Source organism: Synechocystis sp. PCC 6714, from assembly GCF_000478825.2.
Taxonomy (GTDB): Bacteria; Cyanobacteriota; Cyanobacteriia; order Cyanobacteriales; family Microcystaceae; genus Synechocystis.
Genome location: NZ_CP007542.1, coordinates 1,998,380 through 2,023,210, shown reverse-complemented (window position 1 = coordinate 2,023,210; position 24,831 = coordinate 1,998,380). Strand labels below are relative to the sequence as shown.

At 48.7% G+C, this 24,831-nt stretch carries 22 protein-coding genes; 9 read left to right on the top strand and 13 right to left on the bottom strand.

Annotated elements, in window-relative coordinates; genetic code table 11:
* Nucleotides 1-5: 5 nt before the first annotated feature.
* From D082_RS09265 to glgA, 13 genes are all read right to left on the bottom strand, one after another.
* Entirely contained in the window at nucleotides 6-1,385 is a 1,380-nt protein-coding gene (locus D082_RS09265; protein WP_028947940.1) for a Mur ligase family protein, read from the bottom strand.
* Between the two features lie 82 nt (nucleotides 1,386-1,467).
* Nucleotides 1,468-2,706, bottom strand: coding sequence for a hypothetical protein (locus D082_RS09260; RefSeq protein WP_028947941.1), 1,239 nt, complete (start codon nucleotides 2,704-2,706; stop codon nucleotides 1,468-1,470).
* 125 nt (nucleotides 2,707-2,831) lie between these two features.
* Complete coding sequence (nadC, locus tag D082_RS09255; RefSeq protein ID WP_051738792.1) at nucleotides 2,832-3,737, bottom strand: carboxylating nicotinate-nucleotide diphosphorylase; 906 nt, start codon at nucleotides 3,735-3,737, stop codon at nucleotides 2,832-2,834.
* Between the two features lie 101 nt (nucleotides 3,738-3,838).
* Entirely contained in the window at nucleotides 3,839-4,276 is a 438-nt protein-coding gene (locus D082_RS09250) for a molybdenum cofactor biosynthesis protein MoaE (protein ID WP_028947943.1), read from the bottom strand.
* Between the two features lie 7 nt (nucleotides 4,277-4,283).
* Complete coding sequence (gene moaD, locus D082_RS09245; RefSeq protein WP_028947944.1) at nucleotides 4,284-4,529, bottom strand: molybdopterin converting factor subunit 1; 246 nt, start codon at nucleotides 4,527-4,529, stop codon at nucleotides 4,284-4,286.
* Nucleotides 4,513-5,556, bottom strand: a complete 1,044-nt coding sequence (gene moaC, locus D082_RS09240) for a cyclic pyranopterin monophosphate synthase MoaC (RefSeq protein ID WP_028947945.1) — start codon at nucleotides 5,554-5,556, stop codon at nucleotides 4,513-4,515. Before moaC ends, moaD begins: the two co-directional genes overlap by 17 nt.
* Nucleotides 5,557-6,540, bottom strand: coding sequence for a GTP 3',8-cyclase MoaA (gene moaA, locus D082_RS09235; RefSeq protein WP_028947946.1), 984 nt, complete (start codon nucleotides 6,538-6,540; stop codon nucleotides 5,557-5,559). It abuts the gene before it with no gap.
* On the bottom strand, nucleotides 6,516-7,688 hold the full coding sequence (locus tag D082_RS09230) for a molybdopterin molybdotransferase MoeA (protein WP_028947947.1): 1,173 nt from the start codon (nucleotides 7,686-7,688) through the stop codon (nucleotides 6,516-6,518). The genes moaA and D082_RS09230 overlap by 25 nt, the downstream gene beginning before the upstream one ends.
* 15 nt (nucleotides 7,689-7,703) lie before the next feature.
* Nucleotides 7,704-8,153, bottom strand: a complete 450-nt coding sequence (gene cynS, locus D082_RS09225) for a cyanase (RefSeq protein ID WP_028947948.1) — start codon at nucleotides 8,151-8,153, stop codon at nucleotides 7,704-7,706.
* A 173-nt stretch (nucleotides 8,154-8,326) separates the two neighbouring features.
* Nucleotides 8,327-9,835 carry a ferredoxin--nitrite reductase gene (locus D082_RS09220; protein WP_028947949.1) on the bottom strand — a complete coding sequence of 503 codons (1,509 nt, stop codon included), beginning with the start codon at nucleotides 9,833-9,835 and terminating at the stop codon, nucleotides 8,327-8,329.
* Nucleotides 9,836-9,950: 115 nt separating this feature from the next.
* Nucleotides 9,951-10,841 carry a dTDP-4-dehydrorhamnose reductase gene (gene rfbD, locus D082_RS09215; protein WP_028947950.1) on the bottom strand — a complete coding sequence of 297 codons (891 nt, stop codon included), beginning with the start codon at nucleotides 10,839-10,841 and terminating at the stop codon, nucleotides 9,951-9,953.
* A gap of 5 nt (nucleotides 10,842-10,846) precedes the next feature.
* Nucleotides 10,847-11,515, bottom strand: coding sequence for a peptide-methionine (S)-S-oxide reductase MsrA (gene msrA / locus D082_RS09210; protein WP_028947951.1), 669 nt, complete (start codon nucleotides 11,513-11,515; stop codon nucleotides 10,847-10,849).
* A 150-nt stretch (nucleotides 11,516-11,665) separates the two neighbouring features.
* A complete protein-coding gene (gene glgA / locus D082_RS09205; RefSeq protein WP_028947952.1) occupies nucleotides 11,666-13,141 on the bottom strand; it encodes a glycogen synthase GlgA in 1,476 nt (491 codons plus the stop codon).
* Nucleotides 13,142-13,298: 157 nt separating this feature from the next.
* Here glgA and lpdA point away from each other — a divergent pair, with 157 nt between their 5' ends.
* The 9 genes from lpdA to D082_RS09160 all read left to right on the top strand — a co-directional run bounded on the left by lpdA (nucleotide 13,299) and on the right by D082_RS09160 (nucleotide 24,760).
* Nucleotides 13,299-14,723 (top strand): dihydrolipoyl dehydrogenase, encoded by a 1,425-nt coding sequence (gene lpdA / locus D082_RS09200; protein ID WP_028947953.1) that lies wholly within the window; start codon nucleotides 13,299-13,301, stop codon nucleotides 14,721-14,723.
* A gap of 3 nt (nucleotides 14,724-14,726) precedes the next feature.
* Entirely contained in the window at nucleotides 14,727-15,218 is a 492-nt protein-coding gene (locus D082_RS09195) for a CRR6 family NdhI maturation factor (protein ID WP_028947954.1), read from the top strand.
* A gap of 107 nt (nucleotides 15,219-15,325) precedes the next feature.
* Nucleotides 15,326-16,084 (top strand): HEAT repeat domain-containing protein, encoded by a 759-nt coding sequence (locus D082_RS09190; RefSeq protein WP_202963112.1) that lies wholly within the window; start codon nucleotides 15,326-15,328, stop codon nucleotides 16,082-16,084.
* Nucleotides 16,085-16,138: 54 nt separating this feature from the next.
* A complete protein-coding gene (locus tag D082_RS09185; RefSeq protein ID WP_028947956.1) occupies nucleotides 16,139-16,759 on the top strand; it encodes a flavin prenyltransferase UbiX in 621 nt (206 codons plus the stop codon).
* 191 nt (nucleotides 16,760-16,950) lie between these two features.
* Complete coding sequence (locus D082_RS09180; protein WP_028947957.1) at nucleotides 16,951-17,331, top strand: hypothetical protein; 381 nt, start codon at nucleotides 16,951-16,953, stop codon at nucleotides 17,329-17,331.
* Nucleotides 17,332-17,422: 91 nt separating this feature from the next.
* Nucleotides 17,423-17,908, top strand: coding sequence for a universal stress protein (locus tag D082_RS09175; protein WP_028947958.1), 486 nt, complete (start codon nucleotides 17,423-17,425; stop codon nucleotides 17,906-17,908).
* Between the two features lie 76 nt (nucleotides 17,909-17,984).
* Nucleotides 17,985-20,552, top strand: a complete 2,568-nt coding sequence (locus tag D082_RS09170; RefSeq protein WP_238546671.1) for an EAL domain-containing protein — start codon at nucleotides 17,985-17,987, stop codon at nucleotides 20,550-20,552.
* Between the two features lie 217 nt (nucleotides 20,553-20,769).
* Nucleotides 20,770-22,890, top strand: a complete 2,121-nt coding sequence (locus D082_RS09165; RefSeq protein WP_028947960.1) for an EAL domain-containing protein — start codon at nucleotides 20,770-20,772, stop codon at nucleotides 22,888-22,890.
* Between the two features lie 28 nt (nucleotides 22,891-22,918).
* Nucleotides 22,919-24,760, top strand: a complete 1,842-nt coding sequence (locus tag D082_RS09160; RefSeq protein ID WP_028947961.1) for an EAL domain-containing protein — start codon at nucleotides 22,919-22,921, stop codon at nucleotides 24,758-24,760.
* Nucleotides 24,761-24,831 lie beyond the last annotated feature (71 nt).

Genomic DNA, 24,831 nt, shown 5'->3' with positions numbered 1-24,831 from the left:
GGCTTCTAGAGAATTTTCCGGCCAGTTAAAATTCCCCGCACTTCCAGCATGGCGGTGTAGGTGGGAATAATATGGAGAGTTTCCTCTTCTGGGGTTAGCTCCAAAGCAATTTGCACTGCCTTTTCGAGATTTTCTTCCAAAATTAGCCTCGAAACCTGGCCGTCCCACGGTTCTTCAGCTTGACCCGGTTGGATTAAATTTTCCTGGCTATATTGCAAACGCAGGGCCATGTCATAAAGGCGATCGCCGCTGACGACAAAGGTTCCTCCAGAGGCCACCAGGGGCTCCGTATCCACATCCCAAATCCAAGAAACATCGGTGCCATCGGCAATGCGATCATTCAGCACTAATAGAGTGGTAGAGCATTGTCCCTCAAGTTTGAGGTCATTGACAGCTCGAATGGTTTCATTTAAGCCCACCGGATTTTTCGACAGCAGAATGCGGACGTGTTTACCGTCTACGTTCAACTCCTCTGCCCGACCAAAGGCCGCCTTAAAACTGCGGATATTGTTGAAAATTTTCTCTGTGTTGATACCCAATTGTTGGGCCACTAAACCGGCAGCCAGGGTGTTGTATTTGTTATAAACACCGATAAGAATTTGGGGCCATTCACTGCTGTGGAAAGCGGGCTGGCTTTTGTGGAATCCACAGCTAGGGCACTGAAAATCCCCCAAATGGGAAAGGTAAACCCCCTGATAATCGAGGGAAGTGCCGCACTGGGGACAGTAAATAGAATCCACTGCATGGGGAATTTCTTCCAGGTACAAATCTGGTTCACTTAGGCCAAAGTAACAAACCTGCTGAGTTAACCTTTGCCCCAGGTGGGAAAGGGTCGGATCATCGGCATTGACTGCAATGATGGTATCTGTCGGCAGAGGGGCGATCGCCTTTTGCCAGCGCTGACTAATGCTGTCCACTTCGCCGTAACGGTCTAGTTGATCCCGGAAAAGATTCAAAGCCAAAATCGCTCTGGGTTGACAATCTTTTAGCACCAGAGGAAGCACATTTTCATCCACTTCCAAAATGGCAAAATCGGTGGATAAACGCCCAAATAAGTTGGCATCGGCCAGCAGAGCGGTAATTAAACCATTGATTAAATTAGCGCCGGTGGCATTGTGGGTAACCTGATAGCCTTGGTCTACCAAAATTTTCCGTAACAGCAATGAAGTAGTGGTTTTGCCGTTGGTACCCACCACTAAAATTACCCCTTGGGATACTTGTTGGGCTAACAGTCCCAGCATCTTTGGATGTAAACGACGGGCAATTTCCCCCGGCAACACACTGGCAGACCCCAACCGCAGGGCTTTAACCACGGCCGTAACAGTCTTGGCCACCCCCACTGCAATGCCGAGGCGTATCCCATCGGCGATCGAAAGATTACTCATGAATATTAAGAAAAATAAACTGCCCCCAAGCAAGGTAAGAAAATCAATCTCTACCGTCTTTGTTCAACATTACCGCTGAAGATTACCCCATCGGAGTGGCGCGGGGTAAAAAGCCGGGCAAATCAATGGGGCGACGGGAAGGTCTTGGCTCCTTCACCGCAAAACTGAGTCGGTCAATGGCCGGGATAGGGGCAATGGGTTTAGCCGGCTCTAAGGGGGCAGAGGCAATTCCCTTCTCTGCTTTATTCTTGTAATCTCTTTGCTCCTTGTTACTCGGCAATGGTTGGGAAGCAGTTTGTTTGTCCGGAGAGGGGGAAAAGTTTACCAAGCCCGGTGTGAGATCCACCACAGGAGCACTGGCCGGCTCAGTATTGCCACTGGCAAAGGAAGCCAACACATCCCCCACACTGGCCCAGGGTTTCAACTCCTTAGATTGCCCCGTTAAACCAGCCACCAATGCAATAATGTCGGCAGGGGGATGGAAATCAGGTTGGGCTAAGCACTGTTCCAGAGCCGATTTATATTGCAAAGCGTAGCGTTGTTGTCGTTGTAGGCGGGCACTCATTTCAGTCAGTTGTTGCTCAAGCCGGGCCACTTCCCCGCTGTGGTCACCGATCTGACTTTTTAACTTCCCATTCTCGGCCGCCAAGCTAGCCATTTGGGTGCGGAGTTCCTGGATTTCTGCCCCATTATTCTCTGCCCCATTGTTTAACTGATTTTGCTGGAAGATGACCAGTTCCTGGCTGGCGGCCAATTGTTCCGTCAGGGTTTCCACCTGTAACTGTTGTTGTTTACAGGCCTCTTGGTAAATTTGCAATTCCGCTACCGTATGGGCTAGTTGTTCTTGGGCCTGGGTCAAAGCGATCGCCTGTTGTTCGATCAAGCTTTCGGCACTGGAAGTCCGGCGTCGGTGGCCCGTTAGCTCCTGTTCTGTGGAGGCCAAACGTTGCCCCAGGCTAATAACCTGTTCTTGCAAAACTTCATAGGCTCGCAGAAAGGGGGGAGTTAGGGAAATGGCATCTTCGTCCATTTCTTCGTAGTGCAAATCATTTCCCTCAAACATGACGGATGTTTCCTGTTCCAAAGGGGTCATTTCCTGGAGAGCTTCTTCCCCCGCTAGTTCCGTTTCCACCAGCATTTCTTCCAACATCTCGATGCCGTCGAGCATGGCGCTGAAATCGTCGTTGTCCACTGGAGTTCCCTGTTCCGATGCTTCTCCGTTCAGCCCATCAAATATTATGGCCAAATCTTGGGTATTGGAGTCCGCTGTTCCATTTGTTTCAGGATCGGGGAAAAAGGAAAGGAAATCGGAGTTATTCATAAAAACTTTGGGCTGGGGGGAGCAGAAAGCAATGGGGGTCTGCCGGACAAACCGTTACTGCCTATTGAAGATGGCCAGACTTAGGTTTAAGTTTCCAACCCTGGCTGTAAATTTGCCCAACTAGCTCAATTTTGCCCAATCTGCATACTCAAGTCTAACCAGGGGGAACGGGTAATGGGGGCACTGCTGGAAATAAAATCTACCCCGGTGCTGGCGATCGCCGTGATGTTAGCCAGGGTAACGTTACCGGAAGCTTCAATGCGGATCAGGGGACTCGCTTGGCGGATTAACCCCACCGCTTGGGCCATGGTTGCCGTATCCATGTTGTCGAGCATAATGATTTCCACCTGGGCGGCGATCGCCTCCTGCACTTCCGCTAAATTGCTGGTTTCCACCTCAATGGCCAGGGGATAGGGCAAGTTTTGCCGCAGGGTTTGCACTGCTTTAGTAATGCTTCCCGCCGCCTGAATATGGTTATCCTTGACCATCACCGCATCATCCAAGCCGAGGCGATGGTTGATGGCTCCCCCCAAACGACTAGCATATTTTTCCAACACTCTCAGCCCTGGGGTGGTTTTTCTGGTATCCACAAAGCGGGTGGGATAGTCGGCGATCGCCTGGACATACTTTTGAGTCATGGTGGCAATGCCGCTCAAACCCATGGCCACATTGAGGGCGACCCTCTCCCCGGTCAGTAAACTACCTAAATTCCCCGCCATGGTGGCCACTACGGCCCCAGCCTCCACAGTTTTACCTTCCTGGTCTAGTCCCCCAAACTCCATGGAGGGGTCCAATAACTGGAAAATGCGGGCAGCTATGGGTAATCCCGCCATCACACCGCTTTCCTTGGCCACCCAGCGGGCCTGGCCCCGATGCTGTAAACCCAGACCCTGGGTAGACCAATCTCCCCGGCCAATGTCCTCCGCCAACCATTGCTGGAGCCAAGGGTCAATGATTATCCAGGGGGGTAAATGGTTGACAATCCCTTGCCCCAAAGAAGCAGGCGTTCTTAGTTTATCGTGATAGTTCATGCTAACTGTCCTTGGCAAAATTTATTGCAATGTCCCCCACCGCCATATCAAACATTCCCGATCAAAGAAGATTACGACGGTTGACCTGTCCTACGCAAGCGCTAATTGCCATGGTGATGACGACAATAAACCCATTCCGCTGGATGATTCAAATAGTGTTCTTTTTTCCAAATGGGTAACCTAACTTTAATTTGGTCAATAATGTATTGGGCACCTTGGAAAGCTGCTTGGCGATGGCTAGCTATGGTGCCTACCCAAACCGCCGTTTCTCCAATTTGTAAATGACCACTGCGATGGACGGCGATCGCCTGGTGAATGGAGTATTTTTCCTTTGCTTCATTAATAATTTGTAAACCTTCTTTAACGGCTAGTTCTTGATAAACTTGGTACTCCAAAGAGCTAACGGATTTGCCATCATTATGGTTTCTGACCCAGCCCTCAAAGGTAACCAAAGCTCCTGCCTGATCATGGCGTAGGGTGGCGATTAAAGGTTGGGAATTTATCGCTTGATCGGTGATTTCAAATAGAACTAACTCCATTGAATTTTTAGCCTCCAGCAACGGGGGGGATAAAGACAACGGTGGAGCGGTCTAAAATTACTTCATCCATATCGGCAAAATTATCATTGACAGCAACTTTAACCTGGGAAGGGGATAGGTTAAAACCATAACGCCTTGATAGTAATTCGTACAGTTCCTGATAAGTGTCCAAATCCGTGACCAAATTTTCTTCGGCGACCTTAGCTTGCTCTTGGAGAAAAGCAAAATATCTCAGTTTAATTGACTTGGCCATATTCCTCCGGAGTATTAACGTTAGTAATGTCGAGTAAATTATCTGGTTTAATTAATTGACAATCTGCCATTTGCAAAATTTTAACTGGACAATGTAAACCAATATTTTTAGCTTTAGTAAACAATTTTAAGGCAGAGGGAGTATAGAAACCGCAAAGGGCTTCAGGGAAACCTTGATCACCATTGGCATAACAAGTGGCCACCACATCTTGTCGGGCGTGGATAATTAGTTTCTCTATCATTCCATGGTTAATGTAAGCCAAATCGCAGGCAATGATTAACCAGTTAACTTTGGGGTGACTTCGCAAAGCTGTTAATATTCCTGATATGGGCCCTACGCTTTCCCCCACATCCACTAAGGTTGGTAAATTTTCCAACGGAGTTCCCTGCCACTGCCCCGGTCGAGCGGAGAGAAAAACTTGTTCACAATATTTTGACAATAAATCATAAATATACTGCCCATGGCATTGCCCTTGATATTTAATTAGGGCCTTGTCTTTGCCCATGCGTTTACTTTTTCCTCCAGTTAACACCAGGCCATAAAGGGGAATTTTCTTAACATCAGCTTTACCACCAGTTTTTTCGATTAATTGGGTATCCTTAATAACAATCTCTGAGCTAATGGATTTACACATATCATAAATGGTCAATGCCGCCACCGAAGCTCCACAAAGGGCTTCCATTTCCACTCCGGTTTTATAGTTGGTATTAACGGCGCACTGCAAAATTATTTCTAAACTATTTTTGTCTTGATTAACAATATTTACATCAAATTTACAACCATGGATTGGTAAAGTATGGCAAAAGGGAATTAAATCAGCCGTTTTTTTCACCGCCATAGTGCCGGCAATAATGGCTGTTTGAATCACCGGTCCCTTTTTAAGAACAATATCCTGTCCCGTTAAATAATCCTTAATCTCCCTAGGTAGCTGAATCTTACATTGGGCCACAGCCCGGCGATCGCCAGCTACTTTTTGGCTAATATCCACCATGCGGGGCTGTTGGTTTTCATCGAGATGGGTAAACATTTATCCTCCAATTTGGTACATGGCGTGGTTAACCTCCGGGGGGCGTAAATAGGGCTTCATACCCAATAGTTGCTGATAAACTTGTTGGCGTTCCATAGGGGAAAAATGGCGAATATTAAGCCCTTCATCCTTAAGCAAACAGGCCCTCAATGTTCCATCTACCGACAATCGCCAGCGGGAACAATGACCACAAAATGGTTTGGATTCAGAAGCAATAAAGCCAATTTTTGTCCCACAGTCAGCGACGTAACGGAAAGCAGTGGCATCAAGGGGAGACTGAATAGGTTCCAAATGATATTTTTGCTTAATTCTTGTTAGTAGTTCCTGGGCAGAGATAAAGGTATTTTGCTGGTGTTGACACGCATAGCCAATACGCATAATTTCCAAAAATCTGATTTCCATATCCCACCGCCGAGCATATTCAATCAAATCAAAAATTTCATGGTCATTAATTCCCTTCATTACCACCATATTTAGCTTAATTCTAAATCCTTGAATGCTCGCTAATTCCAGATTACCCAGAATTCTGTTAAGGTAATTGCCGTGGGTAATTTGCTCAAAATTTTGGGGGTTCACACTATCAAGACTGACATTCAAATCAAGAATATTGTTTTCCCTTAGGGTCGTCAGATGTTTATCTAAAAGAATACCATTGGTGGTTAAGCCAATTTTTTTAAGTTTTAATTGGCTAATACCTTGGACTATTTGAGCAAAGTTGTTTCTAAGTAGTGGTTCTCCTCCTGTTAAACGCACTTCTTTGAGACCAAAGTTAACTAACTCTGCAATAATCTCTACATATTCTTCACAGGATAAATAGGTTGATTTATCGAGAAATTCCGCATCCACTGGCATACAATAGTGGCAACGCAAATTACACTGATCCGTTAGGGAAACCCTTAATTTACGAATGCGACGGCCATAATTATCAACTAAGATCTGGTACATTGGCGATATTAATTCTACCAGGCATAAAAAGGAAAGCATTCTCCAGCCTGAAAGCAGTCCTGATGTTGGGGTAACTCTAAGAAACCATCGCTATTGGCGAGGGCAACAAATTCCCCAGAATTTTTAACCGGCAAAATCGTTGCCTCAACTACAGCCTGGGATGTATAACCCAGTTTAACAGGCAGAAAATAGGTCAAGTCTTTTTTAAAGGTAAAATCCCCAGTTAGTTGGACGTACATTGGAGGATTATCTAAAAAGTAACGGTGTAAACAAACCAGGCTAGAAATGGGATTCCCTGGCAGACCAATGATAACAGTTTGACTATGGTGATCGACCCCAAAATACATCGGTTTGCCTGGCTTTTGGGCCACACCATGGATATATTTAGTTACCCCTAACTGGGACCATACTTTTGGTAGGTAATCAAATTTACCTTTGGAAATACCACCGGAATAAATCAGAACGTCATATTCCAGTTTGGCCCGTTGGTAATGGCTAATAATTACCTCTTCGTTATCAGCTAAGTGAGTCAAACCTATGTTCTCAAAGCCTCGACTCTGCAGAGATACTTGGAGTCCATAAACATTAGAGCGACGCAATTGATGTGCTTCTGGTTTTTGAGTAGTTTCTACCAATTCATTGCCAGTGGAAATGATTTGTATGCGGGGCTTTTTTTTGACTTTGACCTTAGCTTTGCCACAGGAGCTAATAATGCTCCAAGCAGGGCCATTCAGTTTCGAGGAGGATTCTAAAATAACCGTTCCCAATTGACAATCACTAGCTTTTAGGTGAACAAATTCCCATGGTTTTCTCTGCCGAGGATCAATGATTTTCACCTGACCATCGGCGATCGCCACATCTTCGTAGGGAATCACCAAATCACTCTTGTGGGGTAACAAAGCTCCGGTCATCACCTCCAGGCAACCGGCAGGATTTGGCAAACTAGATTGCGGATTGCCGGCGGCCACTGTCCCCAATAACTCGAATTGACGGCGGCCTTGACTATACTCAGACCAAGCCAGGGCAACCCCATCCATCATCACCCGATCGCCGGGGGGATAATCCCGGTCAGCATGGATGGATTCCGCTAGAACTGCCCCATAGCTACCATCAACATCAATGGTAGTGTCACCAAAATCTGGCCAATGGGCTTGGATAATTTCAACGGCGGCGGCAACGGAAATCATTTCGGGTGCCCCCAATTACCATTTCTTATAGGGGAGAAACTTCCCATTCATCGTTACTTTGACCCGATCGCCCTTTGGATCTGCTTCCTTTTCAACATCTAATGTGAAATCAATGGCACTCATAATACCATCCCCAAATTTTTCATGGATTACCTCCTTCATAGGCATGCCGTAGACCTGCATAATCTCATAAAAGCGGTAGATCAGGGGGTCGGTGGGAACAACGGGGCCGAGGCCTTTAACTGGAGAAGTGGTCAGTTCTGGCACTAGGTCTTCGCTTAAACCTAAAGATTGAAGCAATTTAGTCGCTTCATCGACAGAGGCGCTCGCTTGCCGATAAATTACAGCGGCAATCCATACTTCATCCCGTCCGAGCAATTGCTCCAGGTCGGTGAACGTGATCCCCTTTGCTTTTTTCGCGTCCAGAAGTTTTGTGGTGATTGGGGAAACTACAGTGGTCGACATGGATGGTTCCTGATTAATTTAATGGTTTTAATTGAATGGATTGGTTTTTTTGACGGGGCACTCTGCCGCCGTCTCAGTTTCCCAGTAAAAATTCCGGGGAGCATTTGCCACCACCCATCAGGGCGGGGTTATCTTATCTATCGAGTAAAACATAGGGCCTTAATACTTGTAAACTAGCGGCGCACTGCGCCAAACTGTTCAATCAAAATCTGGGCCAACAGGGGTTGGAGCTCATCACAGGGAATGCTTTTATGGACACAGGTTCCCAGACGGGCATCCTTACCCACTTTGCCCCCCAAATAGACATCCGCCCCATCCACCGTTTTGCCATCTTTCCTGACCTTGGTGCCCATCAAACCAATGTCCGCCACCTGGGGTTGGCCACAGGAATTAGGGCAACCAGTCCAGTGGATCCGCACCGGCTGGGGTACCGTCAACTCTTTTTCCAGGGCGTCCACCATGGCCAAAGCCCGATTTTTTGTTTCAATCAAGGCAAACTTACAAAACTGCGCCCCCGTACAGGACACCACGGACCGCTGCAGATTGTGGGGATTTACCCTGAATTTAGTCAGCAGAGGTTCCGCCAACAACTGATCAAGTTTGTCATCGGGAACATTGACCAAAATCAAATTTTGCTCCACCGTCAGTCGCACTTCTCCACTGCCATAGGTGTCGGCCAAACGAGCAAACTCAAAAAAGTCGCTGGCATAAAGACGACCCACGGGCACATGGAGCCCCACATAGTTTAGCCCCGCCTGTTTCTGGGGATGGACCCCCAAATGATCCCGCTTATCCCAGTCCAACTCATCCTCTGGAGCCGCCGTTAACAAGGGGAAAGGCAACTTGGCGGCCACCTCTTCTCGAAACTTAGTCAATCCCCATTCATCAATGAGCCACATTAAGCGGGACTTTTGCCGATTGGCCCGGAGGCCATGGTCCCGGTACACTTCCAAAATGGAACGGCATAAATCCACCACCTGCTGATCCGGTTGCACCCAAGCATCCAGGGGAATGGCCGCCTCACAGCGACGGGAAGAGAAAAAGCCTCCCACCACCACATTAAAACCCAATATTCCTTCCCGATAGGCCGGTACAAAGGCCACATCGTTAATTTCTGCGTGGACAGAATTATCCCGACTTCCTTCGATGGCAATGTTAAATTTTCTGGGCAAGTTGGTAAATTCAGGATTGCCCTGACCACCATTGGTGATCATATCCTGCACCCGCTGTACTAGATCTCTCGTATCGATCAATTCATGCTTTTCCAAGCCCGCCACCGGGGAGCCGGTGATGTTGCGTACATTATCCATGCCGGACTGGACGGACGTCAGGCCACAGCTTTCTAATTTGCTGAAAATATCGGGAATGTCTTCGATTTTAATGCCCCGGATCTGCAAATTTTGCCTAGTGGTAATGTCCCCATTGCCCCGATCGCCATAGCGGTTAATGATGTCCCCAATGACCTGTAACTGCTGACTGGTGAGCAAGCCGTGGGGAATCCGGAAACGGAGCATGAACTCCCCAGGGGTGACCGGGCGAAAAAAAATGCCCAACCATTTCAGGCGCAGGTCCCGGTCCTCTTCAGGGATATTTTCCCAACCAATCTGGGCGAAATGTTCCAACTCAGCCCTGACAGCCAAACCATCTTTGGTTGCCTTAACGGTCTCAAATTTATTAGCCACAACGCTTCAAGCCAGATAACAGTAGCGCCAACTATAGAAGTCTCCTCCTGTTACATTTTGTAACGTAAATTACAGTCAGCCCAAGCCTATGCGGTTTGTGCATTTAATCTATGCGTTAGTTTTTGGTAAAAATCCCACTGCTAACCCCTTGGTGGAGCATCGCCCGCAATGAAGTGCGCCAATGGGGAGGGGGGACTGGTAAAACCTGTAACAATTTTTGGTGAGATAAAACGGAGTAGGCGGGCCGCTGGGCCGGGGTGGGATAATCCGCTGTGGTAATGGGAATAATTCTTTCGACCTGCAACGGTATGCCCAAATTTTTAACTTCTTCAAAAATGGCCACCGCAAAATCGTACCAACTGGCCACCCCGCTATTGGTGTAGTGGTAAATGCCCTGGGCCCGTTGCTGGGCTAAGGTGGCGATCGCCTGGGCCAGATCCTTTGCCCAGGTGGGACTCCCGATTTGATCCGCCACTACCCTAACTTCTTCCCGTTCCTTGCCCAAGCGCACCATGGTTTTGACAAAATTACCAGCGCCTTCAACCCCGTAAACCCAGGCGGTACGGACTATGAGAAAATCACAACCACTGGCGACAATGGCTATTTCTCCCCTACGTTTACTTTGGCCATACACTCCCAGAGGGTTGGTGGCATCCGTTTCTCGGTAGGGGGAACTTTGGCTACCGTCAAACACATAGTCAGTGGAAATATGGACCAAATACGCTCCGATTTCCCTCGCCACTTTGGCGATCGCCTGGGGAGCTAGGGCGTTAACGGCGTGGGCCAATTCTGGCTCTGTTTCAGCCCTATCTACGGCAGTGTAAGCCGCTGAGTTGACAATGATATCCGGAGCAAAGGCCCTGATCTTTTCCACTAGGGTAGCCGGTTGGGCTAAGTCAAAGGTTGCCCTCGTTCCCCCTTGCACCTGGCCAAAACGGGACAAAGGGGTAGCCAACTCCCGTCCCACTTGCCCCGTGGCCCCCAAGAGAAGGATTTTGCGCGTCAACTCAGCTAAGCTCCCAGGGAAACTTCTGTGCCGATGGGGCAGGCCACATTGGTGCCCCCCAGACCGCAGTAACCGTTGGGATTTTTGGCCAAATATTGTTGATGATAATCCTCAGCGTAGTAAAAATCTGGGGCAGGCAAAATTTCCGTTGTAATTTCCCCATGGCCCGCCCGTTGCAGAGCTTGCTGATAAATCTCCTTCGAGGCTAGGGCTTCCTGCTGTTGCGCTTCCGAATAGGTGTAAATGCCCGAACGGTATTGGGTGCCCACGTCGTTGCCCTGGCGCATACCCTGGGTGGGATTATGGCTTTCCCAAAATACCTTGAGCAATTGGCCGTAGCTCACTTGTTGGGGATCAAAGGCTACTAAAACCACCTCATTGTGCCCCGTCATTCCTGTGCAGACTTCCTGATAAGTGGGATTGGGGGTGTAACCGGCAGCATAACCCACCGCCGTAGTGTAGACTCCGGGAATTTGCCAAAATTTGCGTTCTGCGCCCCAAAAACAGCCTAAACCAAACATAGCTGTTTCCATTCCTGCGGGAAATGGGGCTTTGAGAGGATTGCCATTGACAAAATGTTTTTCCGGTACCGCCATAGTCACCGATCGCCCGGGGAGGGCCTCATTGGAGTTGATCATGGCCGTTTTTTTAGTGAATAAATCGAAAATTCCCATAAATTTATACTTTTTGTTTTTTACTGCTTAGGGTTAATGGCGATCGCCTGGTCGTATTTCTGCCGGGCGAACCTGGACAGGGTGGGATGCCAGTTTACCTTTAGTCTAACGAAATGTTACGGGGGAAGATGGCAAAGCCTGGGCATTCCATCAAGCCCGGATGTAGTCGTACACTTCCACATACTTGAGGCCCGGTTTATTCCAAGAGTAGTCGTAGGCCATGCCTTGCAACGCCAAGGTTTTAAAAGCAACGGGGTCATTGTTATACAAGGCGATCGCCCGACCGAGGGCCGTTTCCAGCGCATACTCATCCGGTTGGTAAAACACAAAGCCGTTGCGTTTCTCCGGGGGATGGTTCTGGTCGTAATCCCGGTCGAAAACAGTGTTGACTAAACCGCCTACTCCCCGTACCACTGGCACTGCCCCATAACGGAGGCCGATCATTTGGGTTAAACCACAGGGCTCGTAATTACTGGGTACCACAATGATGTCCGCTGCCCCGTAGATGAGATGGGACAATTCTTCATTGAAGCCCAACTCCAAATGAACATTGGGATTATCGTTGAGGTGTTGCTTTTCATGCCAGAACCATTTGCTCAGAGCCGGTTCAGTGGCGGAACCAAGCAGAACAAATTGAGCCCCCTGCTCCAGGGAATAGTAGATGGAATGGTGAACCAGATGTACCCCTTTTTGTCCATCCAAACGGCCAATAAAACAGACAATGGGCTTCTCGTCATCCTGCTCCAGCACTAATCTTTCCTGTAGGGCTTTTCTATTTTTGGCCTTATCCCCAAAGGTTTTAATGCCGAAATTGCTGTCCAAAAGAGGATCGATCTCCGGGTTCCACACCTGGTAGTCCAAGCCGTTCAAAATACCGCCGAATTTTTGCTGGTGGATTTCCAGGGTATGGCCAAGACCACAGGAAATATCGGAAAAACGGGCTTCCCACGCATGGTGAGGAGAAACGGTGTTGACATAGTTGGAATAGACGATCCCCCCCTTCATAAAGTTGATGGCATTGGGGTTGAAATTATCCTGTAGGCGATCGTAGCTGAAGTAGTAACTGTCATTATTGAGCCCGGTGGCATGGAGAATATTGGCCCCAGCAATGCCCTGGTGTTTGAAGTTATGGATGGTGTAGCAAACCCGTTGACGATCCATGCCGTGGAAGCGGTAAATTTCGTACAACAACACCGGCACTAGCCCCGTTTGCCAATCGTGGCAGTGAATTATGTCTGGGCGTTTGTTACTGCGGAGCAAAAATTCCATCGCCGCCTTGGAGAAAAAGGCAAAGCGCATATGGTCATCCAAAGCGCCATAGTAGTGGCCACGGTTAAAAAAGTTGTCGGAGGAGTGGGGCTGAATAAAAAAGCAGAGCCGGCCATGCACCCAGCCACAGAAAACATCGCAGAAAATGGAGCTACCATACCAGGGCACCTCTAAGCTACGGTAAGCATCGTGTAGGCCCCAAATGTGGTCATAGCGCATGCAATCATACATGGGCAAAATTAGTTCCACGCAGTGGCCCCGGAGTTCCAGTTCACGGCTCAGCCCGTAGATAACATCCCCCAATCCCCCCGCTTTAATGACGGGAGCGCATTCTGAGGCAATTTGAACGATGTACATAGAGGCTCCTGATAACAGTTCTTCCTCGATCAAAATCGAGTTGATTGTATTCTCCTATATTGCCTCTCCCTTGCAAGTAATCGGGGCCAATTAGGGTGGCCAGAGGTTGCCTTTAACCCCTACACTAAAGTCTTGACAGATTGAGGTATAAGCAACGATGAGCCAGGATTTTGATTACGATTTGGTCATTATTGGAGCAGGGGTTGGGGGCCATGGGGCCGCTCTCCATGCTGTTAAATGTGGCCTGAAAACCGCCATCATCGAAGCCAAGGATATGGGGGGTACCTGTGTGAATCGGGGTTGTATCCCTTCCAAAGCGCTCCTGGCTGCCTCCGGTAGGGTGCGGGAATTTTCCGACCAAGACCACCTGCAACAATTAGGTATCCAGGTCAATGGTGTCACCTTCACCCGGGAGGCGATCGCCGTCCATGCCAACGACCTTGTCAGCAAAATCCAATCGGACCTGACCAACAGCCTCACCCGTTTGAAAGTAGATACTATCCGGGGTTGGGGAAAAGTTTCTGGACCCCAGGAGGTAACTGTGATTGGGGAGAATGAAACTCGCATTATCAAAGCGAAGGAGATTATGCTATGTCCTGGCTCGGTGCCTTTTGTGCCCCCGGGCATTGAGATTGACCACAAAACAGTTTTTACCAGTGATGAAGCGGTGAAATTGGAAACGTTGCCCCAGTGGATTGCCATCATTGGCAGTGGTTACATCGGTTTGGAGTTTTCCGACGTTTATACGGCCCTGGGTTGTGAAGTGACTATGATTGAAGCTCTGCCGGATCTAATGCCAGGATTTGATCCGGAAATTGCCAAAATTGCCGAACGGGTACTAATCAAAGCCCGGGACATCGAAACCTATACCGGCGTGTTTGCTACCAAAATCAAAGCGGGTTCCCCGGTGGAAATTGAACTCACTGACGCTAAAACCAAAGAAGTTATTGAAATCCTGGAAGTGGATGCTTGTTTAGTTGCCACCGGCCGTATTCCTGCCACCAAAAATTTAGGACTGGAAACCGTGGGGGTAGAAACCGATCGCCGAGGCTTCATTGAAGTCAACGATCAGATGCAAGTAATTAAAGACGGTCAACCCATTCCCCATCTTTGGGCAGTGGGGGATGCCACCGGCAAAATGATGCTGGCCCATGCCGCTTCGGGCCAAGGAGTTGTTGCAGTGGAAAATATCTGCGGCCGTAAAACGGAGGTCGATTACCGGGCAATTCCGGCGGCGGCCTTCACCCATCCCGAAATTAGCTACGTTGGCTTAACAGAAGCCCAGGCTAAAGAACTGGGGGAAAAAGAAGGGTTTGTGGTCAGTACTGCGAAAACGTACTTTAAAGGTAACTCCAAGGCGTTGGCAGAAAAGGAAACCGATGGCATTGCCAAAGTAGTTTACCGCCAGGACAGTGGGGAATTATTGGGGGCCCATATCATCGGCATCCATGCGTCCGATCTAATCCAAGAAGCGGCCCAGGCGATCGCCGATCGTAAATCTGTACGAGAATTGGCGTTCCACGTCCATGCCCATCCCACCCTGTCGGAAGTGTTGGACGAAGCCTATAAACGGGCGGTGTAAACCATGGTTTCCATTACCATTACCCCAGAGCAACTGAGTCGCCTAGATCTGGCCCCGGTGCGATGCTGGCTGGAGCAGACCATTGATCTGAGCCTAAATCGAATGGATGAATCAGCCCTGGCCACCATCGAAAAACAGGTACAGTTCGATATTCAATTTATTAGACAAGATGGAGATCCCAGGGAATTATCGGAAATTCCCGAAGTACGCCTCTGGTTTATTCGCCTAGATAGCGTTTATCCCTGGTTTCCCCTCTGTTTGGATTGGCAAGCCGGGGAATTCACCCGCTATGCGGCCATGTTGGTGCCCCACGAATTCCATCGGGTGGACGGTATTCAGTTTAACCCAGAAGCGTTGGATCTATTTATTATGGGCAAGGTTTTTGTACTAGCGGATTGGTTAAAACAGCATCAACTACCGGCCCAATTCCGGCTGAGGTCTCTAGCCCAACTGTTGGGCTACGATTTGGACGACAATTTTCTCGCCCAACTATAGTTTTTCCGAGTTTTGCCGGGAAAATTACTATCCGTTATCTCCGGATGATATCCGGTTCAATCGGAGTAAACCAGACCATGGTGCCCCAGCCAAGGGGGTCAGATTTCGTGCGAAAATATGGAGCTATGCGTAATCAAGATGATGTGCTGCTGGAGGATTCCTGGGTTGATCCCCTCGACCAATTGGATGACGATGTAGCTCCCCCGCCCCCCGACCCCGATGAAATGTTGGCGCTTCTCACTAGTAGGGAAGCCCCACAGAGGATGCTGGCGGCCCGGGCTTTTTGCGAAATTGCCGATCGCCGGGCAGTTAAGCCTTTGATTGATTTATTACACGATAGCTGTCCCCTGGTGCGGGTGAGTGTAGCCTATGCGTTGGGGCGCAATACCGATGCAACTACGGTGGATCCCCTCATTCAAAGCTTGAAAACAGACTTCAATGGTTACGTTCGTAAGGGAGTGGTCTGGGCCCTGGGCAACTCTGGCGATCGCCGGGCGTTGGTGCCGTTAATCCATGCGTTAAAAACTGACATTTCCGCCGTGCGACTCTGGAGTGCCAGTAGTCTGCCCAACATTGCCAAATTGGCCTACGAAGATGTCATTGCCACCATTCCTCCCCTGATTGAGGCCCTGCGGCGGGACAAAATGGCCGCTGTCCGGAGTAACTGTGCCTGGGCAGTGGGGCAACTGTGTCGGGAACTGCCTTCCAATGTGGTCTATGCCACGGCGATCGATGCTTTGCTGGAAGCTCTGGTGGAAGACGAAGATTTTGGTGTAAAAGAAGATGCCAAATCGGCCCTGTTGCGGCTGGGGGATGCCCGGGGATTACAAATGATCGAAGACCTGGAAATGGACGGTTTGATCTGACATACCTAGTAATTTGTACGGATTCTTAAAGAGTTAATAAAGAATTAAAACACCATGGCACAACCTTTGATTTTGGGGGTCAGCGGTGCCTCTGGGCTAATTTATGCCGTCAGAGCCATCAAACATTTACTAGCGGCGGACTACACCATCGAACTGGTGGCTTCCCGGGCTAGTTACCAAGTTTGGCAAGCGGAACAAAATATTCAAATGCCAGGGGAGCCTTCGGCCCAGGCGGAATTTTGGCGCAGTCAAGCAGGTGGGGAAACCAGAGGAAAACTTATTTGTCACCGTTGGGGGGATGTGGGGGCCACCATTGCCAGTGGTTCCTACCGTTGTGCCGGCATGGTGGTGATGCCCTGTAGCATGAGCACTGTGGCTAAATTAGCCGTGGGCATGAGTTCTGACCTGTTAGAGCGGGCGGCGGACGTGCAAATTAAAGAGGGTCGGCCTTTGGTGGTGGTGCCCCGGGAAACTCCCTTCAGTTTGATCCATTTACGCAATCTTACTAGTTTGGCCGAAGCGGGAGTCCGCATTGTGCCTGCCATTCCCGCTTGGTATCATCAGCCCCAATCGGTGGAAGATTTAGTGGATTTTGTCGTGGCTAGGACCTTGGATCAATTGGCGATTGACTGTGTGCCCCTCCAGCGTTGGCAAGGAACCATGGGCGAAAGTTGATGGGTTTGCTGATTGCCCGGTGCGCCATGGCCAAGATTAGCCGCTAAGCTAGAAAAAACCGCCCAATGTCGGCGGCTGTGGGCAGAGTTTGGCATTTCCGGCAGAAGGGCTGACGGGAGGTGATTAATTGATAAGCGGTTGTCAAGCATTTGGTTCTACAGATTCTTACTCTCCACCTCACTGTAAACACCATGGCAAGACGTAAAAAAACTTTCTCCTGTGGCCACAAAGGCTATGGCCAAGCATGTCACCGCTGTGTGCAAAAGCAAATAGACCAAGAGGAAAAGAAACAGTCCCGGGATGCCTGGAAGGCAACGTTTGCAGCCGATCCAATTGATTTGACCCATCTGCCTAGAAATGTGGTGCTCAAAGCCAGACAAATTCTTGAAGGCTTAGCTAATCAACATGACTACCGCGAGTTTTATGGCAAACGCCTTAGGCACGATCGCCTGGTGATCAGTATTCCAGTGACTAGACATTACCGGCTCATTTGTCAGGATGATGGCGATCGCCTAGAACCAAAAGAAATCGTCTCCCACGAAGATTACAATGTATGTAAGCCAGGGCATTGAGAAAATTCCTTGGTCCGGCGGAGAAGTTGCTTAAATTTGCCTCAATTATTGCCCATTTATTGCCCATTGCCCCAAGCCTTGGAGGGTTACCTTGTTCAACAGAATTCTCGTTGCCGTGGATCTGTCCCCCGCAGGTCAAGAAGTTTTAGAAAAAGGTTTATCCCTGGCTAATGTCTACGGCGCATCCCTACTATTGCTCCATGTCCTATCTGCCGAAGAGGAAGGTAGCCCCCTACCTATCCCGGTCAACATGGACGAAATTTACCCCGCCGTGGGTAGTCAGTTAACGATGGAAGTGTGGCAGGAACAATGGCAAGCCTTTGAAAGGGAAGGGTTAGAAACCCTGGAAAAACGCCGTCAGCAGGCATTGGCTTTGGGCATTGAATGCCAAGCAGAACAAATTTTGGGCAGTCCGGGAAAAACTATCTGCCAGCGGGCCAAACAGGATAAAAGCGACATCATTGTGGTGGGGCACCGAGGACGGTGGGGCCTGAGCGAAATTCTCCTCGGCAGTGTGGGTAACTATGTCTTTCACCATGCCAACTGTTGTGTGTTTGTGGTGCCAACCCCAGACTAACGAATTCTGGGGCTCCCCAGGGCTAAACCAAGATCCTCCCCAATCAAACAAAATCATTCCTTGAGTAATGCCACCAATGAGTAACGATTCCATTGTCCGCCACGTCCTGGTCATTGAGGATCAGAAGTCTCGCCGCATCGTTTCCCTGGAAGAAAATACCTACGACATTGGCCGGGACCCTAGCAGTGCCATTCCCATTTATGATCGCCAAGTTTCCCGTCACCATGCGACCTTGATCCGGGTTAACGACTATCAGAATCATCAATACACCTATAGATTAATTGACGGTAATCTCCAGGGGAAACGCAGTACCAATGGGGTAGTGGTCAATGGCCAATATTGTCTTTCCCACGAGTTGGAGCACGGGGATGTAATTCGGTTTGGTAATAAATCCAAAGCTAGTTACCACATCATGAATCTGACCACAGAATCAGAGGAGCATCCCTATGGGGTAGAACCGGCCCCAGTGGCGGCCAATCCCGGGGGAGGGGAAACCTATGTGGACCCCCTCAACTTTGCCATAGCGGAGCAGGACTATGGGGAAGGATCGGGATTTGACCATGAAGCAGTGGAAGTGGGGGAAGATCCGGCTTTTTCCACAGCGGTGGTGTACAACGATGAACTCGCCGACGTTGGTCGTAGTTCCACAGTACAAAGCAATAATCCCCTGGGTACCCTGAGTGAAAACAGCACCCAGTTGATTGTTGAGTTGACCATAGCGGGACGGGTACTCTACGCCAATGGCGCTGCCAAAGCTTTATTTCCGGATTTAATGGTTATCCAAGTCCAGCATCCCCTCATCCAAGGACTGACCAATCTATCCCTAGCGCGGGAAGGTTTACAGATGGAGCGGGATATTGCCATCGGGAACAAAATTTTCCATCAGCGGGTTTTTCTGAGTCCTGACCGGAGCCGTTTGCTTTGCTACAGCGATGACGTGACTGAACACCGCAAAATGGAGCAACAGTTCAATGAACTACGCTATCGCTTACGTGCCTATCGTGAACATACGGCCACGGGTTTTCTCTTGGTAGATGCGCGCACTAAAACTGTTGTGGAAGCTAACAGCGCTTTTTGCCAGCTATTGGGCTACGAAGAATCGGAAATTGTTGACCTCACCCTCTATCAACTGATGGCCGCAGAACGGCCTCTGATTGAAGAATTGTTGATTAACTTGGAAACCCAAGATTATTTGCCGGTGCCGGAATTGGAATATCGCAACCGAGAAGGACAAACGGTACAGGTCAAGGGCGATGTGTACCGCCAATCGTGGGACGGGAAAGACCTCTACTGTTTTGTTATGCGTACCCCCCGGGGCCGCCAGGGCTATTCAGAAACTTTAGCCAACCAAGCTTTATATGACCCCATTACCAAGTTACCCAACCGCATCAATTTGCAAAAAGAGTTGTCCCTAGCCATTGACGCGGCGGCCCACCACCAGCACCTCATGGGGGTCATGTTCATCCATTTGGAAATTCTCAACCGCATTAACCAGGCCCATGGCTTTAGTTTTGGCGATGAGGTGTTTATGGCTTTCCACGGGGCGATCGCCGACTGTATGCGTTCCGGGGACACCATTGGCCAATGGGACAGTGGCACATTGGTAATTATCCTGGCCAAAATTAAAAGTCCCCAGGATTCTATTCGTCTGGCGGAAAGAATCATCGACCGTTTAAAAAATCCCCTCACAGTCCATGAAAGGGAAATTATTTTCAACATTAACATCGGTATTTCGGCCTATCCCAACGATGGCAACCGGGCCGAAGATTTATTGTCCCGGGCCAATACCGCCCTCCAGAAAGTGCGCCAAACCGGCTTCAATCACTATCAGTTTTACGATGCCAAATTTAGCACCGCCGCCCTTTATCAAGCTCGCCTAGAAAACCTCCTCCAACAGGCGATCGCCAAACGACAACTCACTCTCCATTACCAACCCCAAATTCATCTCCAAAGTGAGCAGGTTACCACCATCGAAGCCCTACTCCGGTGGGAACATCCAGAAGTGGGGGACATTGCCCCCGATAAAATCATCCCCATTGCCGCCCAGAGTAACCTCATTTTTGAGCTCAGCAATTGGATCTTGCAGACTGCCTGTCAACAAAATCTAGATTGGCAAAAAGATGGACTCCCCCTGCGCCCCATGGCCATTAACCTATCAGCCCCGGAATTTTACCGTCCAGATCTAGTGATGATGGTGGCCAAAACCCTCAATGAAACCGGCTTAGATCCCCAATGGTTGGAGCTAGAAATTACAGAAAGTACTCTGCGCCAACAACCGGCCAAAGCTTTGGCAATCATCCAAGACTTAAAAAGCTTCGGAGTCAAAATTGCCCTGGACGACTTTGGACGGGGGCAAATAAGCATCGGTTTTATCACCCAATTTCCCCTCACTACTATTAAAATTCACCAGAGTTTGATCTCCCAGTTGCGGGGCACTCCCCAGGAAATGGCCATTCTCCAATCCATCCTTGTGGTCAGTCAAGGGTTCCAATATCGCCTGGTGGCGGAAGGAGTGGAAACGGAAGCTCAACTCAGCCTAGTACGCCAACTGCAATGTCAAGAAGTACAAGGATTTTTATTTAGTCGTCCTCTACGTAAACGGGAAATAGGACAACTTTTACAAAAACAATTACACCAAAGTTAATGTCTATGTCGTCGGCTAAAACTAATCACAAATCCTCACCATTGAGAGCTAGGCTAAATCCAAGCTAAAGCCTTAATAAAGTTTGGCTAAGAGGTGCGATCAAAGCGCTAGGGGTTATGTCAAACTAGAGGGGGGGTAGCAATTTAGCCAGATTTTGTCTCCACCATCGGGTCAAGATAGATGTTTTTCCCTTGCCCATCCGCCTATCCTTGCTGTTATGACCAACCTGCCTGAATTTCGACATATATTTGTGATCGAAGATCAAAAAGCCCGTCGTATTATCTCCTTGGACGAACCCACCTATTCTATCGGACGGGAATCCAGCAATGATATTGTCATTTACGACCAGGTGGTATCCCGTCACCACGCCACTTTAATTCGCATCAAACCCACCCCCCAAAATGAAGGCTATTCCTATCGGATTTTAGATGGGGATTTAGAAGGCAACAGAAGTACGAACGGGCTAATTATTAATGGTCAGGGGAGCGAGTCCCATGACCTCCAGCACGGGGATGTGATCCTATTTGGCAGTCAGTCCAAAGCAAGCTACTACATTGTCTCCACCTCCCTGGAAATTGCCATGTTTAATCCCCTGGAGGCCATGTCTTTTGAGGATATATCCCGCCAGAGTATGGGGGAATACACTAGCAAATCCACCATCATTAATGAGGAGGAACAGGACGCCTCCCGTTTGCTGCCCAACTCTGCTGATTTGGTGCGTTTCTCTTCCTTTGCAGAGCTTAGTCCCCATCCCATTGTAGAAATTGATTTTAACGGCAAAATTGTCTATTTAAATCCCCCTGCTAGCATTAAATTTCGGGATATTAACGACAGAGGGGTGGGTCATCCTATTTTGGAAGGTTTGCTTAACCAAGCCCAGAATGTACGGGGGAATTTGCTCCTGCGGGAGGTGAAAAATGGAGATGAATGCTATGAGCAGTATGTCCATTATTTGACTGAAAATCGTATTATTCGCAGTTATCTAATTGATATTACCCGGCGACAACAGGCGGAAGCTAGCCTCGCCCAGCACACGTTCTATGACCCCATGACGGGCCTGCCTAACCATGCTTTTTTTGAAGAGCAGTTGGCGATCGCCTTGGCGAAAGTACAGCGGGATCAAAGTCGGTTAGCCATATTATTTCTTAATTTTTACAACTACGAACGAATGATCAATGCCTTCGGGCTAGGGTGTGGGGAAATTCTGCTCAAAACCGTTGCTAAACGTCTCAGCCAATGGACAGAGAAAAAAGGCCTGGCCTGTCGTTGGCAGGGAAAACAATTTGCCATTCTGCTCAAGGAGCCGGGGGATGACCAAACCCTGACGGAAATGGTCAAGGAAATGCTGGCTATGCTTGAAGAGGGCATTGATGTGGCTAAGCAAAAAATTCACCTCAAGGGCAAGGTGGGCATTGCGGTCTATCCCGATGGAGGGGGAGACGGAGCTACTCTGCTGAAAAACGCCCATACGGCCCTGGAGCAGATTCAAGAAAAACACTTTGATTCCTTTGCCTTCTTTAACGAAAAGGCCGCCTCCAAAGCTAACCTCTTTTTCCGTTTGGAAAACCTCCTCTACGAAGCCCTAGACAAGCATCAGTTCTATTTGACCTATCAGCCCATTCTCCAGGTTGATACAGGGGAGATCACTGGCATGGAGGCTCTGTTGCGCTGGCACCATCCCGAAATTGGTGAGATTTCCCCCGTTAACCTCATTCCCCTGGCGGAAAAGACCGATTTGATTGTGCCCATTGGGGAATGGATTTTAAAAACCGCCTGCCAACAGAATCGGCAATGGCAAATGGCGGGGATTGCCCCTCTGCCAGTATGCATTAACCTTTGTTTGAACCAATTTCAAAATCCCCACTTGATTGCCAATATCCAAAGTATCGTGGAGGAGACCCAGTTGGAGCCCCGCTGGCTGACCATCGAGGTGACCGAGAGTATCATTATGGAAAACATTGATTATTCCCGCCGGGCGATCGAGCAGTTGGTTGCCATGGGGGTTAATCTATCCCTAGATGACTTTGGTATTGGTTCAGGCAGTTTGTCCTGTTTGCAACAGTTTAGAATTCCCGCTATCAAGATTCACCAGTCCTTTATTGAAAATTTGGACCATAGTCCCGTCAATGAGGCGATCGTCACCGGCATTATGACCCTGGGGAAAAAACTAGGTATTCGTATGATCAGTGAGGGGGTGGAGACCCAGGAACAGTTGGAAGTACTACAGAAACTGCAATGCCAGGAGATCCAAGGTTTTTGGTTCAGCAAACCCCTCAAAGTTGATGCCGCCACGGAGCTTTTGAGTCAGAATAAAATCAAGGCTGATTCTCTGGCATAACTTAGAATTGATAGTTCCCTAATTCTCTATGAAGCAACACATACTAGTTCTAGAAGATGCCAACCAAAGAAGAACCATAATCCTGGACGAACAACAGTATTCCATTGGTCGCCATTCTGGCACTAGCATCCAGATCCACTCCCGCCAGGCCTCCCGGCACCATGCCACCTTGATGCGGAAAACCAATAGCAAGACCAATGAAGAGTGTTTTTGGATTATTGACGGCGATCTAGAGGGGAATAAAAGTCAGAATGGCGTCTTTGTGAATGGAGAAAAACGCCTCATCCATGAGTTGAAAAATGGTGATTTGATTAATTTTGGCTGTAGCATCAATGCCAGCTACCACGTCACCGGGGAGGGATTTGGGGATTCCGCTTCTCAGCCAGTGGAAATTCTCCCCCAAACTTCCCCACATAATGAAGGCATTTCCGCCCAAATTGCTTCTAGCTATAATGTCAGGGAGGGTGTGGATTGGTTGGCTAGTTCCAACGATGAAACGTTCCATGAGCAATCCTATCTGGATACGGCGACGGATTTGCCGAACCAGACCCTGTTTTTAGAGTATTTAAACATTGCCCTTTCCAATGCCCGCCGCCACCATATGCAGGTGGGGATTTTGCTTTGCCAAATCAATAATTGGTCTGATCTCAAGCGCAAACGGGGAGACGCGGTGGCCAACGCTTTTCTCCAGGAGGCGGGGCAAAAACTGAAGGGTAACCTACGCAATGGAGATATTGTTTCCCGTTGGGATAAGGATGAGTTTATTTTCCTGGTGTCCCAGGTCCAGGATACCAACAGTTTGTTGGGCATTGCCCAGCGTTTGATGAAACCAGTTCTAGCCCCGGTGATGGCGGGGGGCAGGCCTTTCCAACCAGAAATTACCTATGGGGTGGCTCTCTATCCGGCGGATGGAGAACAGGTGGATGATCTCATTGGCCATATCCGGGAGAATTTGCAACCCCTATTGCCCCAGACAACCCATCCGGAGCAAGAGATTAGCGACGACCACTCGCCAACAATGGTGGATGTGCGGGTCGGTTCTCCCCAAGCTGAATCAATACTGTCTGAATCTGACCAAAAACGTTTGGCGATCGTTGAAAAGCGTTTATTGCGGGCCCTGGAGCAACACGAGCTGGAATTGTATTATCAGCCCCAGATTAATTGGCGCAAAAAAAACATTGAGGCCATGGAGGCTTTTATCCGTTGGCAACACCCCCAAAAGGGACTTCTGCCCCCGGGCCAGTTTTTACCCTGGAGTGACCAAACGGAGTTTATGGTACCTTTGACACGCTGGATTTTAGAGACGGCTTGTCAGCAAAATGTGCTGTGGCAAAAGCAATTGCAAACTCCTTTTTTGGTCTCTGTCAACATTTCCGAAAGGCAGTTCTACCATCCCTTGCTGAAAAATATGGTCATGGAGGCGATCGCCATGGCGAAAATGGAGAGCCATTATTTGGAGTTGGAAATCCAAGAATCTACGGTGATGAAAGATTTTGGACTGGCCCAACAAATCATCACCAATCTCCATAACTACGGCGTTTGTTTTTCCTTGGATGATTTTGGCACTGATTATATGTCCCTCCGTTGTCTACAGGATTTACCTTTCCATAAGCTAAAAATTGATAAATCCTTAACCGCACGACTACTCGAAGACCCGGAAAATACCCAGAATCTAACCATGATGGAAACCCTCATCAGTCTTGGTAAGACCTTTAACCTTAAGGTGGTGGCTGAAGGGGTGGAACAGGAAGAGCAGGTTAATATTTTGGACGGCCTCAATTGCTTTTTCATGCAGGGCTACTGCTTTAGTGAACCGTTAAATATTTTGGCCGCCAATAGCTTTTTGCATAAATACATTGTTGGTAATTAAGCTTATTTGCTGAAGGCTTTGCTCCGGATAAGACAAGGGTAAGATAGACTGAATATTACAAATTGTTACTG